Origin of the sequence: Hoeflea sp. IMCC20628 (assembly GCF_001011155.1) — a bacterium.
Classification (GTDB): Bacteria; Pseudomonadota; Alphaproteobacteria; order Rhizobiales; family Rhizobiaceae; genus Hoeflea.
On record NZ_CP011479.1, the window covers coordinates 4,717,992 to 4,734,890 of the forward strand.

The following is a 16,899-nucleotide window of genomic DNA, read 5'->3' on the forward strand; positions in this document are numbered from 1 at the left end:
CATCTGAACGATAACGCACATGCATTGATTGAGAGCGTTACAGCGGCCTTTGCGCATCCAATTATAGGTGCGGCGCTGGAGCGCGTGCCGATGCCGCAGCAGTTGAGTTTAGCCGGATGACAGGTACGTGCGCATTAATGAACAAGCGTGGTGACTTGCGGACGCCGGATGGAACCCACGGCGTTGCAATGGAAATTGGTGTCGCATCGCAGCAATATGGTGGTTGCGCTGCCGCATGGATCAGCGAGCCATGACGGAGTTTTGCCGCAGGTTCTGCAGCCTCTCGCGCAAATCATTGATTTACCCCATATTTTGTGGTACACATCTTATTACTGACATCTTCAAGGCGCCGTCCGGGCGAAACAAGAAGCAAAAACGGAAGCAAACGTCCCTTACAGCGGTTTCCCTTTCCTTGCAGCGCAACGCTGCCGGATGACCTTAATTCCGCGCGGTGTTCGCCTCTGAAATTTGCCTCGTATTGTTTGAACGGCGTAGTCAGTGCGATTGCCTTCCGGCCTTCGCAGGACCTGTCCGGACAACCCATGTCCGGCTGCCAGTGTCCGTTTCCGTAACAGGGAGTTTTGAAAACGCATGACAACCCAGCAGAAAAAGCCTTCACAGAGACAGGGTTTCAAGACCGGTGAATCGATTGTCTATCCCGCCCACGGCGTCGGACAGATTGTTGCCATCGAAGAGCAGGAAGTTGCGGGCCACAAACTTGAGTTGTTTGTGATTGATTTCGAAAAAGACAAGATGCGCCTCAAGGTGCCGGTCGCCAAGGCGTCAGTCATCGGCATGCGCAAATTGTCCGAAACGGATTTCGTCGAACGCGCGCTGAAAGTGGTTCAGGGCCGCGCCCGGGTCAAGCGGACCATGTGGTCCCGCCGTGCACAGGAATATGATGCGAAGATCAATTCCGGCGATCTGATTTCGATCGCGGAAGTGGTTCGGGATCTGTATCGCGCCGAGAACCAGCCTGAGCAGTCCTATTCGGAGCGTCAGCTTTATGAGGCCGCACTCGACCGGATGGCGCGCGAACTCGCCGCCGTCAACAAGATGTCGGACACCGAGTCGGTGCGCTTGATCGAGGTAAACCTGAACAAGGGTCCCAAGCGCGGCAAAGCCGGTGAAGAAGAAGGCGCGCAGGAAGAAGCCGCCTGATTTCCAATACCCGCTAAGATCTGATCAAGCCCGGGCCGCCTAGCGTGCCCGGGCTTTTTTGCGTTTTTTTTTGCCAGATGCAGGGGTATTTTCAGTGAGGTTCGGTGCTGTGGTCATGGCTGTTCGATTTGTGCGTGCACATGGATCACAGCAAATTTATCCGTCTTGATGAACCAATTGGCGTCTTGGTGCGTAGAGTCAGTGAACACAGCAACAATCTCAGGAGGGTGTCATGGTCACGAAAGCTATCACAGCAAATCGGCAAATGGTTCGTGCCGCCATGGCTGCCCCTTATCTTGAACGCGACCAAGAGCATGATCTGGCTGTGCGCTGGAAAGACAACAAGGACCAGGAGGCGCTCCACCAGATCACCATGGCGCATATGCGGCTGGTGATTTCGATGGCGGCAAAATTCCGCAACTACGGTTTGCCGATGAGCGATCTGATCCAGGAAGGCCATGTAGGACTGCTGGAGGCGGCCGCCAGGTTCGACCCCGAGCGCGAGGTCCGCTTCTCCACCTACGCCACCTGGTGGATCAGGGCATCGGTTCAGGATTATGTCTTGCGCAACTGGTCGATCGTGCGTGGAGGCACCAGTTCTGCGCAGAAGTCGCTGTTTTTCAATTTACGCCGGTTGCGGATGCGGCTGGCGCAAGACGATCCCGATATGACAGAGAGTGCGATCCATACCAAGATCGCCGATACACTTGGCGTTCGCGCCAAGGATGTGGCGGTAATGGACGCGCGGCTGTCCGGGTCGGATTCATCGCTGAACGCACCAATGTCAAACGGCGAGTCGGGCGGGTCCTCGGACCGGATGGACTTTCTCAAAAGCGACGAACCTTTGCCCGATGAGCAGGTTTCAACGATGATTGACGAGGAACGTCGTCATCTCTGGCTCAGCGATGCGCTCGACACCCTCAATCCGCGTGAATTGCGCATCATTCGAGAGCGCCGACTGGCCGAAGATGGAGCGACGCTTGAATCGCTCGGCGCGGTTCTGGGTATTTCCAAGGAGCGGGTGCGCCAGATCGAGAATCGGGCGCTTGAAAAATTGCGGATGGTGCTGACAACACGGACCCCGGAAATCGCCAGTCTCTGATCTGACAGACCTTACTGGTCAGTGATGATCTTGACCTTCTCGCCTGGGGTGAGGTTCGCCCCCTGTGCGATGGCGTTGAGCAACATGAACAGCTCGACCTTGCGTTCAACGCCCCTCATCTGTCCCGCCAATGAGGTGACCGTGTCGCCCTGTTTGATGGTGACGATACGGACGCGCAGGGGCTGAAGCGCCTTGATGTCACGCGCCGACATTTTCTTGAAACTGGCCCGAACGACCGCCGCAGTGGCGTCAAGGTCGGCGCTGTTGCGTGGCGCGGCAGTCAGAAACCGGTAAATCCGGTCTTTCAGGCGAATGACGGTGATGTCGAAGTCCCATTCGTCGGCGCTGGCCCGGGCTGTTACCGCGGGCAGGCCGTTGATGCGGGTTTCCCGGATCGAGTTGGCGTCGAGTCCGGTGACCCAGCCGCTTGCCATGTACTGTTCCAACGACCGGCGGCTATTGTCCGTCACCCCGTCAAAGCGGATCGCCAGGTCATTCGGGCCGGTTGCGACCACTGCTTCGGCAGTGTTGTCTATCCGGAAGCCCTCAGGCACCGAAAAGCGGACGCCCAGCACCGGATGAAGAAATTCGGTGCCGCGGACATATCCTTCATTGGGACTGTCGCCAAACAGCAAGCCGTCGATGCCGTCGAGATAATAGTCGCGGCCGCGGTTTCCGACACCCTCCTGCCCGAACGCCCGGGCATGACTTCTGGCGAGGTCGATCCGCTGCGGCGGATTGGGGTGACTTGCAAGGAAGTCGAGGCTGACATCCGCGCCGGGATCGATCGCGCCAAAGCGCTGGTTGGCATTCATCGATTCGAGGAACCGCGGCGCGGCATAGGGGTCATAGCCGGCTTCACCCAGCATCCGGACACCGATCACGTCGGCCTGAAGCTCCTGGTTGCGGGAGAATGCCGCGAGCGACAATTTGTTGCGCGCGACCGCCTGGCGTCCGGCGATGGAATTGGCAAACAGTTCCTCCGCCACCTGGCCGGCAATCTCGACCTCTTTCTCGCGGCGCTGCCGTTCAAGACCGTGATTGGCGGTGACGTGCGCCATTTCATGCGACAGAACCGCGGCAACCTCGGAGGCGTCATTGGCCAGCGCCAACAGGCCGCGGGTCACATAGAGATAGCCACCGGGCAAGGCAAAGGCGTTGACCGCAGGCGAATTGAGCACTGTGATGCGATAGGCTTGGCTCGGATTTTCCGAGACCAGCGTCAGGGCGCCGACGATGCGGGCCACCAGCCGTTCGGTCTTGGCGTCACGAAATTCACCACCATAACTTGCGATGATGCGCGGGTGCTCATTTGCGCCGATCCGCGTGCGTGGATCGGATGCGCCGGCTTTTTCGGCGGTTTGCGGTGAATTCGAAGGGCTGACGCTTGGCTCATAGACATCGACACCCAGTGTCTGACAGCCGGACAGCACCAAAACGCCACCCAAAACCGCCATGGCGATCGGGAGCATTATCTTGCCTGAGGCTGTCTTTCGGGAATGGGGCGCTGCAATCTTGGCCATGGTCCGGTTATATGCTCGATGGTTATCATGCCGGTACGAAGGCTTGGTGTTTCGCAAGCCGGGCGAAGGCTCACGGTCTATCTGACTTTGCGGCGGTTCTCCAGTGCCAAAAGCTCGCGTCGAAATTGTGGCAAGGCTTCAGTCGCCGGACGTTTTGCCGAGATAGGTCACGAGTTCGGGCAAGTCGAGTCGCTCGAAAAATCCCACCGCCGGCGCGTCAGCGGCGATTCGGCCCCTGGAGATGAACAGGATTTCACCGGCTGCAGCACGAGCCTCGTCGGGGTCGTGGGTAACCATCAGCACAGTTGCGCCGACGTCAGCGCTTATCTCGAGCATCAGGCTCAGCATGTCTGCGGCGAGGCCAGGTCCGAGGCCATCGAAGGGCTCGTCCAGCAGCAGCAATGGCTGGCGGCGGACAAAGGCGCGGGCCAGAGCCACACGCTGCCGCTCACCACCTGACAGCGAACCGGGCATGCGTCGGCCCAACCCGGCGAGGCCGACCCGTTCGAGCGCGGCCTCGACCCTGGTCCAGTCGGAGGCGGAGAGCCGCAAAGCGGGATTGAGCCCCAGTCCGATATTGGTGCGGATGTCGAGATGGGCAAACAGGTTGTTGTCCTGAAAGACCATCGAGACGCCGCGCTCGGAGGGCGGCAGTTGGTTCATCAGCTTGCCGTTGAGCAGGATCTGGCCGCTGCGTGGGGCGAGGAACCCGGCGGCGAGATTGAGCAGGGTCGATTTGCCCGCACCCGACGCGCCAAGAATGGCGGTCACGCTTCCGGCCTGGCGGCTGAAGGTGAATTCGGCGCTGAGTTCGCCGATCCCGTAGGCGACGGCTTCTAAGGCGATTGCGGGCTGTTGTGTCATCGCTGCTGGTTTCCGTTCCAATTGCCGAGCCGGTCGGCGGCAAGCATCAGCCCCATGGTAATTCCGCCCAGAAGCAGAGCCAGTCCGGCGGCATCATCGGTCCGGTAACTGCCCAGTTTTTGATACAGCAACCAAGGCAGGGTGATGATGCGGTCACTGCCAAACAGCGCGATGGCGCCAAGATCGCCCAGAGACAGGGCGATGGCAAAGACAAAACCTGTGGTCAGCGGCAGAGCCATGGCGGGAATGTCGATCTGCCGGAGACGGGAAATACCGGTGATGCCCAGTGAAAGGGCGAGGCGGGAATTGCGCTCCATGGCGCTGCGGTGCGCAGGCTCGATCACCCGCATGACAAAGGGCAGCGCCATCAGCGCATTGACCGTGACAATGACGCACAGCGGCGCCAACAATTGTCCGACACCACCGCCGAGCATCAGGAACCAGCCGGCGCCAAGCACGACGGGGGGAACCAGAAGGGTCAGCGACCCGGCGGCACCCGACAGGCCCGACAACAGGCCCAATGCCGGCGAAGCGAGAACGTTGTCTGCGGAATAGCGCGCCCGGACCAACACGCCGGCCAGCAACACGGCGAGCATTGCCGCTGAAACACCGATCAGCAGACTGGTCGTCGCTGCCCGCCAGAACAGTGGATCGGCAAGAAGGCGGCTCAGGTCGGCTCCAAGTCCGGAGGCAACCACAGCCACCATAGGCGTGCAGACAAACAGGCCCACCAATCCGATCAGAATAGCGTCAGGCAAGGCCCGGAGACCGCCGGGGGCATCGGGGCGGCTGGTGCGGCCGCCGCTGGTGCTCCCAGCCTCGGAGGGCGCAGAGATCAGTTTGAGCCCCAGCATCACCGCGAGGGTCAGGCCGATCTGGATCGCCGCCAGCAACACCGCGCGGCCGGGATCGAAATCGAACCGCAGCGCCTGGTAGATGGCCACTTCCAGGGTGGTGGCGGCCGGACCGCCGCCGAGCACCAGGACGAGGGTGAATGAAGTGGCGCAGAGCATGAACACCAGCCCGGCGGCGCCTGCCGCAGAACGCCGCATGGCCGGCCATTCGATCAGCCGGAACAGGCTGAGACCGCCCATGCCGAGATTGGCGGCGGTCTTCCAGTATTCCGATGGCAACCGCTCGAGCGCCGGCAGAATGAATCGCACAGCCAGCGGCAGATTGAAAAACACATGGGCGAGCAGAATGCCGCTGAGGCCGTAAATCGAGAACGGGGTCTGGACTCCCAAAAACTCCAGACCCTTGTTGACCACGCCATTGCGGCCCCAGACCTCGATCAGACCCAGCGCTGCGACCAGCGGCGGCAGGCCAAGCGGAACAGCAAACAGGCTGACAAGCCAGCGCCGCCCGAGAAATGCGGGGCGGCGGGCCAGGGCCCGGGCCAGCGGGATCGCAATCAGCAGGCTCAGCAAAGTCGACAGGCCGGCCTGCATCAGGGTGAAGCGGGTGATCCGCACCAGATAGTCAGTTTGCGTGGAGGATAGGCCCGTCGCCGCGCCGTGCAGCAAAAGCACGGACACGGGGACGGCCAGGGCCAGGCCGACTGCGAGCAAGGCGGCAAAGCCGCTTGCCCGTGCGGCGCGATGTTCGGCCCTGGTCAGCATCAGGTCAGGTTCACCGGCTCATGGCGCCGAGCCATTCCTCGATCCAGGCGGCGCGATTTTCAGCCACTTCGTCGGAGCTGTAGAGGAATGTCTTTTCAGGCGAGACCAGCTTCGAGAACGCCTCCGGCAGATCCATGCTGACGGGGGCTGCCGGCATCATCCAGTTGTTGGTCGGGATCTCGTTCTGGAAGGCCGGCGTCATCATGAAACTCAAGAATTGGCGTGCCAGATCCTTGTCAGGCGCATTGGCCAGCAAGCCAGCGACCTCGATTTGCAGATAATGGCCTTCGGCAAATTCGGCGGCCTGATAGCGGTCTGTCTCCTCAGCCACCATGTGATAGGCCGGAGATGTTGTGTAGGACAGAACCATTGGCGCTTCGCCCGAGGTGAACAGGCCATAGGATTCCGACCAGCCCGGGGTGACGGTCAGAACCCGCTTGCCCAGCTTCTCCCAGGCTGCCGCGGCATCATCGCCATAGACGGATTTCATCCACAACAGCAGCCCCAGACCAGGGGTCGAGGTGCGTGGGTCCTGAATGACGATCTTTTGTTTGGGATCGCCCTCAACCAGATCATTGAGGCTTTTTGGCGGATTGCTGATTGTCTCGGTGTCGTAGATCACGGCGAAATGGCCGTAATCATAGGGTATGAACACGTCATCGCTATAGCCGCCGGGAACCGAGACGGCGTCCGTGTCTAGGCCATGGGCCTCGAACAGGCCAGTGGCCTTGGCTTCAGTGACCAGATTGGTGTCGAGGCCAAGCACGATGCCGGCTTCGGCGTTTTTGCCCTCGAGCTTGAGGCGGTTTAAAAGTGCAACGCCATCGGCGACGCCGACCCATTTGAGATCGCAATCACAATTGGCTTCAAACGCCGCTTCGATCTTGGGGCCGGGGCCCCATTCGGAGGTGAAGCTGTCATAGGTGTAGATGGTCAGTGTCTTGTCGGCACTGGCTGCAGCATTGGGTAAAAAGGGGAGAATGGCTGCCAGGGCAACGGGAAGATAACGAGATATGCGCATTGTTCGCGCCTCCTTTTGGTCAAAAAAACAGGAATAGGCGCGATGTGCACGTCTAATCCCTCCGCCGGTACAAACCGGATCAGGTTCTTCGGGTTGGCCATCTGGCCTCTCAGCCCGGCGAAAACGCCAGGCACCCCGTTAGAGCGAGACAAGACATAGAATTTCTTCCAGACGCTGGCAAGTGGGCGCAAAGCTGCTATTGGCATGCGCCATGACATCTATTCCAACATTTGCAATCCTGCTTGGCGGGGCGCTCGAAATTGATGACCGCGTCCGCGCGCTGATCAAGGACGCGCGCGCCATCGCAGCTGATGGCGGCATGGCGCATGCCCGGGCGTTGGGGATCACGCCCGAATTGTGGGTCGGCGATTTCGATTCCACTTCGCCCGAGCTGACGGAGGCCTTTGCCGCCACGCCGCGGTTGCCGTTCCCTGCGGAGAAGAATTTCACCGATGGTGAACTTGCCATTGAGCAGGCGATCGAGCGCGGGGCCCGACGGCTGGTGCTGGTCGGCGCTTTTGGCGGTGAGCGCACCGACCATGCGCTGTCTCATTTGCTGCAGGCCGTCACGCTTGCCGAGCGTGGTCTGGATGTGGTGCTGACCTCCGGCATTGAAGAAGCGGTGCCGCTTCTGCCGGGCTCGCTCGACTTCGATCTGCCGGCCGGATCGCTGTTTTCGGTGATCGCGTTCACGGCGCTCAGCGGGCTCAGCCTGACCGGTGTCAAATATCCGCTTGATGCCGCCGACATTGCGTTCGGCGCGTCACGCACCATTTCGAATGTGGCTGAGGGTCGAATGACCGTCAGCCTCCTCTCTGGGCGCGCGCTTGTCGTCGCCCGTCCTCATGATTTTTCCGGAGCCTGACCATGGCGCCTCCCATTCTGAAACTTGACGATATCGCACTCTCCTTTGGTGGAGCGCCGCTGCTTGACGGCGTCCAGATGCAGGTTGAACCGGGAGACAGGATCTGTCTTGTCGGCCGCAATGGCTCGGGCAAATCGACCTTGCTGAAGATTGCCGCTGGCCAGGTCGAGCCGCAATCGGGCGAGATCTTCCGGCATCCGTCCTCGACCATCCGCTATCTGCCGCAGGCGCCGGATTTCGAGGGTTTTACCACCGTTCAGGCCTATGCCGAGGCAGGACTTGGTCCCAATGACGATGTGCACCGGGTCAATTACCTGCTCGAGCATCTCGGTCTTGATGGCGAAGCCGATCCGCAGACATTGTCGGGCGGCGAGGCGCGGCGCGCCGCGCTGGCACGTGTGCTGGCGCCGGAGCCCGACATTCTGCTTCTTGATGAGCCGACCAACCATCTTGACCTGCCGACGATCGAATGGCTGGAAGAAGAACTGTCACGCAGCCGCGGCGCGCTTCTGGTGATCTCGCATGACCGGCGGTTTCTCGAGCGGGTCAGCCGGGCGACGATGTGGCTGGACCGGGGGAAATCGCTGAGGCTCGACCGCGGGTTCGAGCATTTCGAGGCATGGCGCGACCAGACGCTGGAAGCCGAAGAGATCGAGCAGCACAAGCTTGGACGGCAGATCGAGCGGGAAGAACACTGGCTGCGCTATGGCGTCACGGCGCGCCGCAAGCGCAATATGCGGCGGCTGTCCGAGCTCAATACCATGCGCGCCGATCACCGCAGCCACAAGGGTGCGCAAGGCCGGATCAATGCCCAGGTTGCCGAAGGCCGCGATTCGGGCAAGCTGGTGATCGAGGCCGAAGGGATCAGCAAGACCTATGGCGACACGCCGGTGGTGCGCGACTTCTCGATGCGCATCAACCGCGGCGACTGCATCGGCATCGTCGGCCCCAACGGCGCCGGCAAGACCACGCTGCTGAAAATGCTGATCGGCGAGCTGGAGACTGACACCGGCTTTGTGCGGCACGGGTCAAAACTCGACATAGCCGTGCTCGACCAGCGCCGCGAAGTGCTTAACCCGGAGGAAACGCTGGCGCATTACCTCACCGATGGTCGCGGCGACAGCCTGATCATTAATGGCGAGGCCAAGCATGTCACCGGCTACATGAAGGATTTCCTGTTCCAGCCGGAACAGGCGCGAACGCCGATACGCAACCTCTCGGGCGGTGAAAAGGCCCGGCTGGTGCTGGCCCGCATCCTGTCGCAGCCGTCCAATCTACTGATTCTTGATGAGCCGACGAACGACCTCGACATGGAGACGCTGGACCTGTTGCAGGAAGTCGTGACGTCCTATCCCGGTACAGTGATCCTGGTCAGCCATGACCGCGATTTCCTCGACCGCACTGTCACCTCGACACTGGCGCCGGCCAATCCCAAGGATCCCGATGGGCGCTGGATTGCCTATGCCGGAGGCTATTCCGACATGTTGACCCAGCGCAGTGCAGAGGCGCGCGAGAAGAAGGCACGATCAGCCCAGGAAGCGGCAAACCGTCCGGCATCGGCTCCGAAGTCGCAGCCAGCCAACAAGGTTTCCGCAGCCAAGCTCTCCTTCAAGCAGAAATTCGCGCTGGAAACGCTGCCGGTGAAGATCGAGGAAGCGCAAGCCAAGCTGGCGGAAATCGAGGCGGAGATGGCCGATCCGGCGATGTTTGCGAAAAACCCCGACGGCTTCGCCGCCCGCGCCAAGGCCCATGACGCACTCAAGGCCGAGATTGCGAAGATGGAAGGCGAATGGCTGGAGCTCGAGATGCTGCGCGAGGGCATCGAGGGCAGCTGAAGCAGGTATGCGGCTTGAATATGCGTGTTGCGCTCAGATGGTAACATCCGAGCGCAACATCGATCAAATCAAGGCGCTGTTGCTTCAATCTGCCTTTGTCACTGACGCGATGACGAAAGTGTGCAGTTCGTCAGCGCCGTGGTCGCGGACCGAGATGTATTCGCCGGTCTTGAAGATGTGATTGGAAAGCCGGTAGCCGGTCTCGTCGTCAGCCTCGTCGGTGGGATCATAGTCAAAGGCCCAGCCGCCTTTTGGATGGTGGATCAGATAGCCCAGTTCGGAGCGCTCGCCGTCCCAGAAACGCACCACGGTCGATGAAGAAGGTGATTTCTCCCAGGCTGCCTTGTCCAGATGGCCATCTGCGTCGAGCGGCGCATGGATATCGTAGCCACGGTTGACGTTGCCCTCGGGAAATTCCTTGTTGCGGGCCATGACAAGATGGATGTGATATAGCGTCATAATTATCTCCGATTGATGCGACGGGCAATTTCATGTGCATTCTGGCCCGTGAGGGGTGCTAACGCCTTGATCTGACGCAAACCGTCCCGCCCTTGTGGGTTGCGTCCCGGGCCGGATTATGGTGTTGAGAATAATATCGAACCAAGCCGCCGGAATTGCGGCACGTGGAGGGCATATGCAGTTTGAAGGCACGTCGACCTATGTGGCGGAAAAGGATCTCACCGTCGCAGTCAATGCGGCAATCCGGCTTGAACGGCCGTTGCTGGTCAAGGGTGAGCCGGGTACCGGCAAAACCGAACTGGCCCACCAGATTGCCGAATCACTTGGGCTTGATCTGATTGAATGGTCAGTGAAATCGACGACGAAGGCACAGCAGGGCCTTTACGAATATGATGCGGTGAGCCGATTGCGCGACAGCCAGCTCGGCGATGAGCGCGTCAATGACGTGGCCAATTACATTCGTCGCGGCAAGTTGTGGGAAGCCTTTGCGGCCGACAAGAAAACGGTGCTGCTGATTGACGAGATCGACAAGGCGGATATCGAGTTTCCCAACGATCTGCTGCAGGAACTCGATCGTATGGAGTTCTTTGTCTACGAGACTGGCGAAACCATTCAGGCCCGACAGCGGCCAATCGTTATCATCACGTCCAACAATGAGAAGGAGCTGCCCGACGCGTTCCTGCGCCGCTGTTTCTTCCACTATATCCGCTTTCCCGAAATGGCGACCTTGCAGCGTATTGTCGATGTGCATTATCCCGGCATCAAGCAGGCGTTGGTGCGCGAGGCCCTGACCCAGTTTTACGCCATCCGTGAAACAACAGGCCTGAAGAAAAAGCCTTCGACCTCGGAAGCTCTCGACTGGATCAGGCTGCTGGTGTCCGACGATGTCGAGCCGGATACCCTGCGTGGTGACGCCAAAAACGCGTTGCCGAAACTGCATGGAGCGCTGTTGAAAAACGAACAGGATGTGCATCTTTTCGAGCGGCTGGCATTTCTGGCGCGGCAACGCGGTAACTGATGCTGCTGGTAAGCAATTGGCCACCTTTTGCTGCCATATTGCGTTGCATCAACAATGCACAGGGCGTCGGTTTTTGATTTTTCCCAATCTGACATATCAATGGCTCGGGCCAACGATTATCGTGACCGCCGGCGTCGCGTTCTTGTCGCTGTTTTTCTATGATCGCAAGCAATTGCCAGCGCTCAGACTGGCCGGCGCATATTTCTTTGCCGCAATCGGGTATACCCTGATCATGTTGGCCGAGGGCGATTTGCCTCCGGCCTACCGAGCATCAATCCAGCTCTCTTTGTTCACCAGTCATTTTCTGCTGATCTGGGGCGTGGCCTCGCTGTATGGCGTGAAATTTCCACGATTGGCTTTTGGGCTGACCGCCGGCGTCGCGTTCGGCATTATCATCTACACCTATTCGGACCCCTCGCTGTTCTGGCTGCGGTTTACCGCAACCAGCGGATTCGTCGTCCTTGTCGACATTTTTTGCGGTTTGCTGGTCTGGCGGGCCAGAAAATATCGCGTTGACATGACCATTGCCGCGATTCTGATCGCCCAGGCGTCGTTGACGTTCTACCGGATCATCGAGATCAATCTGTCCGGACCCAAGCCGCTGACACTGGATGCCTTCAATGGATCGCAGTTTGCGTCGTCCATGCAGACAGAGAATGCGATTTTTGCGGTTGTTATAGGTGTCGCGCTGTTTGCCCGTTACTCGGTCAAGCTGGTGACGCGTCTGATCCGCCTGGCGGAAACAGATCCATTGACAGGTCTGCTCAATCGCCGCGCCTTCGAGACCAGGGTGCAGCGGTTGCGGGCCGCATCGGCACCGTTTCCGACAGGCCTGATCCTCTGTGATATCGACCACTTCAAGCGGGTCAATGACACCCATGGTCATGACGCCGGGGATGTTGCCTTGAAAGCCGTGGCACAGCTTTTGATGGATGTGTCAGGCGAGACATGTGTCTGCGCACGGCTCGGGGGTGAAGAGTTCTGCATTGTGCTGCCGGAAGCCAACGAAGAAATGACCCGGCTGGCGGCGACAAGACTACGGATCTCGGTCGAATCGCAGCAAATTCCATCCACCGGCGACGATCTGAGACTAACGGCGAGTTTCGGCTACTGCGTGCTCGCGCCCGGTGATGATTTCGGTGTTGCCATGGCTGGAGTGGATGCGGCTGTCTATCAGTCCAAGAATGATGGTCGCAACCGTGTGCGTTTGGCGGAAGCAGGAAAGCCGGATCGGGCGCTTTATGTTGACCAGGCCGAGGCAACCGGGTAAATTCCAGCCATTGTGGTGATTTGGCCGGCCGGCTTGCAGCCACGTTAAACAACTTGCTAAATGGCCGACGGGATTGCTTCCCACCGGACCGGCAGCGTTGTTTTCGCGGCCGGTTTTTTGTTGGAGGTCAGTGCGTCATGCCGATCCGTATCCCCGATGGTCTTCCTGCCCGAAACGCGCTGGTGCGCGAAGGTGTGCAAATCCTCGATGAATCGATTGCCGTGCGGCAGGATATTCGCCCGTTGCACATCGGGCTTTTGAACCTGATGCCCAACAAGATCGCTACGGAAACACAGATTGCCCGACTCATCGGGGCGTCGCCGTTGCAGGTGGAATTGACGTTGGTGCGGATCGGGTCGCACGTCGCCAAAAACACTTCCGAAGAGCATCTGATCAATTTCTATCATACCTGGGACGAGGTGAAGCACCGCAAGTTCGACGGCTTCATCATCACCGGTGCGCCGATCGAAACCCTGCCATTTGAAGATGTGACCTATTGGCCTGAAATGCAGCAAATCCTCGATTGGACAACCACCCATGTGCATTCGAGTTTCTTCGTCTGTTGGGGGGCGATGGCTGCGGCGTGGCATTTTCATCAGGTTCCCAAACAGCCACTGCTGGAGAAGGCCTTCGGGGTCTATCGCCACCGCAATCTCAATCCGGCCTCGCCTTACCTTATGGGGTTCTCCGATGATTTCCAGGTTTCGGTCTCGCGCTGGACCGAGGTGCGGCGGGAAGACCTGACACCGCATTTTGAGGTGCTGATGGAAAGCGAACAGACCGGATTGTGTTTGCTGCACGAGGCTTTCGCCAACCGGCTCTATATCTTTAATCACATCGAATATGATTCAGGCACTCTCGCGGAAGAGTATTTTCGCGACGTGAAGGCAGGAACGCCGGTTGCTCCGCCGCAGAATTACTTTCCCGACAACAATCCGGAGAACAAACCGTCAAATCGCTGGCGCAGCCATGCTTTTTTGTTGTTTGGTAACTGGATCAATCAGGTCTACCAGACCACGCCGTTTGACATTGAGGACATTGGCGAGGATCGGTTGGAGACAAGGGGAGAAAACGGATGAGTGGCACTGTCGAAATCCGGCCGATCACGGCTGCCGATGAACCCGAATGGCGCCGGCTCTGGACGCTTTATCTGGAGTTCTACGAAGCGACTGTCCCCGAAGAAGTCTACCAGACCACGCTGGGCCGCATTGTTGGCGAACATGTTGCCGGGGAGGCGTCATTTTATGAACCGCGCGGATTGCTGGCTCTCAGCGATGGCAAGCCGGTCGGTCTGGTGCACTATATATACCATCGGCATGGCTGGAAGGTGGAATCGGTGTGCTACCTTCAGGATCTCTACGCCGCGCCCGAAGTTCGTGGCACCGGCGTTGGCAGGGCTCTGATCGAGGCTGTCTATGCGCAGGCCGATGCGGATGGCTGTCCTGCGGTTTACTGGATGACGCAGGAGTTCAACGCCGAGGCGCGCAAGCTCTATGACCGGATCGCCACGCTGACGCCATTCGTCAAATACAGCCGTTAGCCAAGATCGTCGCCGGATATTGACCAGATGAGCCAAACTGGCTGTTTTGTCCAAAATGTCCAATTGTGGTTTTGACCATGAGGAGAGCGGCGATGAAAGTCATGTAGGCGAGCGAAGCCAAGAACCGGTTCGGCGAATTGCTGGAAGCGTCGGGCAATGAGCCTGTTGCCATCCGCAAAAATGGTCGTGATATCAGGGTCGTTCTCTCGACTGAAGAGTATGAACGGCTCACCGGCGGCAGTTCGGTCGACCCGAAGGTTCAGACCTCGTTGGAGCGCAGTATGAAGCACTGGAACAGGGTGTACGAAGCATTGGCCAGGTAAGATCATGCGCTATGTAACCCTGCAAGAGGCGCTCCATATCCACGCCGTGTTGTTCAAGGTCTATGGCGGCGCGGCCGGCATTCACGATCGCGGACTTATCGCGGCGGCGCTATTGCGGCCGCAGACGGGCTACTACACAGACTTGATGGAGGAGGCGTCAGCGCTCTGGGAGAGTCTCGCTATGAATCAAGGCTTTGTTGATGGCAACAAGCGCGTGGCATTTGCCTGCATTTTCCTGGATCTCAATGGTTTCGAGCTTACTGCAGGCGAGGAGGAAACGATTAAGTTCATCTGTGGCCGGCTTGAATCCGGAAGCTTCACAAAAGACACGCTTGACGCATGGCTTCGTGCCAATACGGCTCCCTCCTGAACCGGCGATAAAACGAGCCTCCTGTGCCCGGCAAGTGACCGGAGAGCGGCATTCAAATCAATCTGGCGTGTTGGCTGAGAATGTGAGAAAATCCCGTCTCAGGGACAGGATCGGTCAACGGCTTGAAAGCTGCGGGCATGGCTGTACGCGAAGACAGGATATTCGAAAAAGTGGTCGCTGCGGCCGTGGCCGTGGCGATGGTGTTGTTCGGGATCGGGTGGGTGACGCGCGATGATCCGGCGGAAAAGCCCTATATCAAAATCGCCGGCGGCGGCTTCATTTTCAATTACCGCGAGGCGGACGTGTTTTATGGCTTCACCGCGCATGTCCTCAAACCAGTTCCAATCTGGGCCTGGCTGATTGCCGAGTTCGAAGATCCCGGCGGCGGGCCACCGCTCACCGTCGAAACCCGATTGCACGCGCGCAGCGTTCGCTACGGGGTTCGTTCGCCTAGCCTTCGCGGGGTGAAAGCAGGCAAGCCCTATCGGGTCTCCATCCGACTGTATGACCGAACCCGCACAGAGTTATTCTGGAGCGGTGAGCGGGAGTATACAAGCCAGATCGACGATACGGTGGTGCCAGACAAGCCCTTGACCATCGGGCCGGGTTATTTCCCCAATCCGGCATTGAAAGGAAGCTAGAGCGGTTGGCAACCGGTGCACATTGCGTCTAATGTCGGCGCATGTTTCTACCATTTTTTCTAGAACTCAAAGCCGCCAAAGTACCGGTGACGCTGCGCGAATTCCTCACCCTGATCGAAGGGCTTGAGGCCGGGCTGGCGCGCTATGACGTCGAGGCATTCTATTATCTCGCCAGATCTGCTCTGGTGAAGGACGAACGTCATATCGACCGCTTTGATCAGGTGTTTGCGCATCACTTTCGCGGCGTTGAGGCGATTGCCGGCGAGGGTGGTGTGGATGTCCGCAATCTGCCTGAAGAGTGGCTGCGGCGTATGGCCGAGAAACACCTGAGCGCGGACGAGAAAAAGCTGATCGAAAGTCTCGGTGGTTTCGAGAAGCTGATTGAAACGCTCAAGCAGCGGCTTGAGGAGCAGCAGGACCGGCATCAGGGGGGCTCGAAATGGATCGGGACAGCGGGAACATCGCCTTTCGGCGCCTATGGCTACAATCCGGAAGGCGTGCGGATCGGACAGGATGAAAGCCGCCATCGCCGGGCGGTCAAGGTCTGGGACAAGCGTGAGTTCAAGAACCTCGACGACACGGTCGAGCTTGGCACACGCAACATCAAGGTGGCGCTGAGGCGGCTGAGGCGCTGGGTGCGTGAGGGTGCGGCGGAGGAATTCGACCTTCCTGGAACCATTCAGGCAACTGCGGAACATGGCTGGCTGGACGTCAAGACCAGGCCAGAGCGGCGAAATGCTGTCAAGCTGCTGATGTTCTTCGATGTTGGCGGCTCGATGGATGATCACATCAAGGTGGTGGAAGAGCTGTTTTCCGCCGCCCGGGCCGAGTTCAGGCACATGGAGTATTTTTATTTCCACAACTGCCTCTATGAAGGCGTCTGGCGCGACAATCGCCGTCGCCGTCAGGAACTGCTGCCGACCGAGGAGGTCTTGCGTACCTATGGCTCGGACTACCGGGTGATTTTTGTTGGTGATGCGGCCATGAGCCCCTACGAGATTGTCACTGCAGGCGGCTCGGTCGAGCATTGGAATGACGAGCCGGGCCAGGTCTGGCTGTCGCGGATGCTGGATCATTTTCACAAGATTGCCTGGCTCAATCCGACGCCCGAGGCCTACTGGTCACACACCCATTCCACCGCGCTGATCCAGCAATTGTTTGCCGACCGGATGTTTCCGATGACGCTTGCGGGCCTTGAAGCCGCGACGCGGCAACTGACTCGGTAATGTGGGGCCGCACCGCATGGCGACCGGGGCAGGCGCTGTTTCTGGAGCAGACCAATCTTTTG

16 protein-coding genes, 1 pseudogene and 2 riboswitches are annotated in these 16,899 nt (G+C 59.2%); of the genes and pseudogenes, 12 read left to right on the plus strand and 5 right to left on the minus strand.

Annotated elements, in window-relative coordinates; all coding sequences use genetic code 11:
* The first annotated feature begins 591 nt into the window (after positions 1-591).
* Together IMCC20628_RS22150 and IMCC20628_RS22155 are read left to right on the plus strand one after the other, a co-directional pair.
* Positions 592-1,161, plus strand: a complete 570-nt coding sequence (locus IMCC20628_RS22150; protein ID WP_047032010.1) for a CarD family transcriptional regulator — start codon at positions 592-594, stop codon at positions 1,159-1,161.
* A gap of 232 nt (positions 1,162-1,393) precedes the next feature.
* Positions 1,394-2,263: an RNA polymerase factor sigma-32 gene (locus tag IMCC20628_RS22155; protein ID WP_047032011.1), complete on the plus strand. Its 870-nt coding sequence runs from the start codon at positions 1,394-1,396 to the stop codon at positions 2,261-2,263.
* A gap of 11 nt (positions 2,264-2,274) precedes the next feature.
* On the opposite strand, the gene IMCC20628_RS22160 is transcribed toward IMCC20628_RS22155, so the two are convergent.
* From IMCC20628_RS22160 to thiB, 4 genes are all read right to left on the minus strand, one after another.
* A complete protein-coding gene (locus IMCC20628_RS22160; RefSeq protein WP_047032881.1) occupies positions 2,275-3,735 on the minus strand; it encodes a M48 family metalloprotease in 1,461 nt (486 codons plus the stop codon).
* 189 nt (positions 3,736-3,924) lie between these two features.
* A complete protein-coding gene (locus tag IMCC20628_RS22165) occupies positions 3,925-4,650 on the minus strand; it encodes an ATP-binding cassette domain-containing protein (protein ID WP_047032012.1) in 726 nt (241 codons plus the stop codon).
* The gene (locus IMCC20628_RS22170) at positions 4,647-6,269 is read right to left on the minus strand and encodes a thiamine/thiamine pyrophosphate ABC transporter permease ThiP (protein ID WP_047032013.1); all 1,623 of its coding nucleotides are present in this window, start codon (positions 6,267-6,269) and stop codon (positions 4,647-4,649) included. Before IMCC20628_RS22170 ends, IMCC20628_RS22165 begins: the two co-directional genes overlap by 4 nt.
* A 10-nt stretch (positions 6,270-6,279) precedes the next feature.
* On the minus strand, positions 6,280-7,290 hold the full coding sequence (gene thiB / locus IMCC20628_RS22175) for a thiamine ABC transporter substrate binding subunit (RefSeq protein ID WP_047032014.1): 1,011 nt from the start codon (positions 7,288-7,290) through the stop codon (positions 6,280-6,282).
* A 39-nt stretch (positions 7,291-7,329) separates the two neighbouring features.
* Positions 7,330-7,438, minus strand: a riboswitch (TPP riboswitch).
* Positions 7,439-7,501: 63 nt separating this feature from the next.
* Between thiB and IMCC20628_RS22180 the strand changes: the two genes are divergently transcribed.
* Entirely contained in the window at positions 7,502-8,155 is a 654-nt protein-coding gene (locus IMCC20628_RS22180; protein WP_047032015.1) for a thiamine diphosphokinase, read from the plus strand.
* 2 nt (positions 8,156-8,157) lie between these two features.
* Positions 8,158-9,990 carry an ABC-F family ATP-binding cassette domain-containing protein gene (locus IMCC20628_RS22185; RefSeq protein WP_047032016.1) on the plus strand — a complete coding sequence of 611 codons (1,833 nt, stop codon included), beginning with the start codon at positions 8,158-8,160 and terminating at the stop codon, positions 9,988-9,990.
* 84 nt (positions 9,991-10,074) lie between these two features.
* Here the strand turns inward: IMCC20628_RS22185 and IMCC20628_RS22190 are convergent, their stop codons facing one another.
* The gene (locus IMCC20628_RS22190; protein ID WP_047032017.1) at positions 10,075-10,449 is read right to left on the minus strand and encodes a hypothetical protein; all 375 of its coding nucleotides are present in this window, start codon (positions 10,447-10,449) and stop codon (positions 10,075-10,077) included.
* A gap of 175 nt (positions 10,450-10,624) precedes the next feature.
* Here IMCC20628_RS22190 and IMCC20628_RS22195 point away from each other — a divergent pair, with 175 nt between their 5' ends.
* From IMCC20628_RS22195 to IMCC20628_RS22230, 8 genes and pseudogenes are all read left to right on the plus strand, one after another.
* Complete coding sequence (locus IMCC20628_RS22195; protein WP_047032018.1) at positions 10,625-11,467, plus strand: MoxR family ATPase; 843 nt, start codon at positions 10,625-10,627, stop codon at positions 11,465-11,467.
* Positions 11,468-11,588: 121 nt separating this feature from the next.
* A complete protein-coding gene (locus IMCC20628_RS22200) occupies positions 11,589-12,737 on the plus strand; it encodes a GGDEF domain-containing protein (protein ID WP_197078361.1) in 1,149 nt (382 codons plus the stop codon).
* A gap of 2 nt (positions 12,738-12,739) precedes the next feature.
* Positions 12,740-12,817, plus strand: a riboswitch (SAM riboswitch).
* Positions 12,818-12,874: 57 nt separating this feature from the next.
* A complete protein-coding gene (gene metA, locus IMCC20628_RS22205) occupies positions 12,875-13,816 on the plus strand; it encodes a homoserine O-succinyltransferase (protein WP_047032020.1) in 942 nt (313 codons plus the stop codon).
* Entirely contained in the window at positions 13,813-14,277 is a 465-nt protein-coding gene (locus tag IMCC20628_RS22210; protein WP_047032021.1) for a GNAT family N-acetyltransferase, read from the plus strand. The genes metA and IMCC20628_RS22210 overlap by 4 nt, the downstream gene beginning before the upstream one ends.
* Positions 14,278-14,396: 119 nt before the next feature.
* Positions 14,397-14,600 (plus strand): annotated as a pseudogene (locus tag IMCC20628_RS24840) (type II toxin-antitoxin system prevent-host-death family antitoxin); the annotation flags it as partial.
* 4 nt (positions 14,601-14,604) lie between these two features.
* Positions 14,605-14,970, plus strand: a complete 366-nt coding sequence (locus IMCC20628_RS22220) for a type II toxin-antitoxin system death-on-curing family toxin (protein ID WP_047032023.1) — start codon at positions 14,605-14,607, stop codon at positions 14,968-14,970.
* 137 nt (positions 14,971-15,107) lie between these two features.
* Positions 15,108-15,611, plus strand: coding sequence for a hypothetical protein (locus IMCC20628_RS22225; RefSeq protein WP_047032024.1), 504 nt, complete (start codon positions 15,108-15,110; stop codon positions 15,609-15,611).
* A 41-nt stretch (positions 15,612-15,652) separates the two neighbouring features.
* Positions 15,653-16,837: a VWA domain-containing protein gene (locus IMCC20628_RS22230; protein WP_047032025.1), complete on the plus strand. Its 1,185-nt coding sequence runs from the start codon at positions 15,653-15,655 to the stop codon at positions 16,835-16,837.
* The last annotated feature ends 62 nt before the right edge of the window (positions 16,838-16,899 follow it).

What these genes read in the sequence shown, in the direction of transcription:
- IMCC20628_RS22150 (WP_047032010.1), top strand. Translation starts at nt 592, where the DNA reads ATGACAACCCAGCAGAAAAAGCCTTCACAGAGACAGGGTTTCAAGACC.
- IMCC20628_RS22155 (WP_047032011.1), top strand. Translation starts at nt 1,394, where the DNA reads ATGGTCACGAAAGCTATCACAGCAAATCGGCAAATGGTTCGTGCCGCC.
- IMCC20628_RS22160 (WP_047032881.1), bottom strand. Translation starts at nt 3,735, where the DNA reads ATGCTCCCGATCGCCATGGCGGTTTTGGGTGGCGTTTTGGTGCTGTCC.
- IMCC20628_RS22165 (WP_047032012.1), bottom strand. Translation starts at nt 4,650, where the DNA reads ATGACACAACAGCCCGCAATCGCCTTAGAAGCCGTCGCCTACGGGATC.
- IMCC20628_RS22170 (WP_047032013.1), bottom strand. Translation starts at nt 6,269, where the DNA reads ATGCTGACCAGGGCCGAACATCGCGCCGCACGGGCAAGCGGCTTTGCC.
- thiB (WP_047032014.1), bottom strand. Translation starts at nt 7,290, where the DNA reads ATGCGCATATCTCGTTATCTTCCCGTTGCCCTGGCAGCCATTCTCCCC.
- IMCC20628_RS22180 (WP_047032015.1), top strand. Translation starts at nt 7,502, where the DNA reads ATGACATCTATTCCAACATTTGCAATCCTGCTTGGCGGGGCGCTCGAA.
- IMCC20628_RS22185 (WP_047032016.1), top strand. Translation starts at nt 8,158, where the DNA reads ATGGCGCCTCCCATTCTGAAACTTGACGATATCGCACTCTCCTTTGGT.
- IMCC20628_RS22190 (WP_047032017.1), bottom strand. Translation starts at nt 10,449, where the DNA reads ATGACGCTATATCACATCCATCTTGTCATGGCCCGCAACAAGGAATTT.
- IMCC20628_RS22195 (WP_047032018.1), top strand. Translation starts at nt 10,625, where the DNA reads ATGCAGTTTGAAGGCACGTCGACCTATGTGGCGGAAAAGGATCTCACC.
- metA (WP_047032020.1), top strand. Translation starts at nt 12,875, where the DNA reads ATGCCGATCCGTATCCCCGATGGTCTTCCTGCCCGAAACGCGCTGGTG.
- IMCC20628_RS22210 (WP_047032021.1), top strand. Translation starts at nt 13,813, where the DNA reads ATGAGTGGCACTGTCGAAATCCGGCCGATCACGGCTGCCGATGAACCC.
- IMCC20628_RS22220 (WP_047032023.1), top strand. Translation starts at nt 14,605, where the DNA reads ATGCGCTATGTAACCCTGCAAGAGGCGCTCCATATCCACGCCGTGTTG.
- IMCC20628_RS22225 (WP_047032024.1), top strand. Translation starts at nt 15,108, where the DNA reads ATGGCTGTACGCGAAGACAGGATATTCGAAAAAGTGGTCGCTGCGGCC.
- IMCC20628_RS22230 (WP_047032025.1), top strand. Translation starts at nt 15,653, where the DNA reads ATGTTTCTACCATTTTTTCTAGAACTCAAAGCCGCCAAAGTACCGGTG.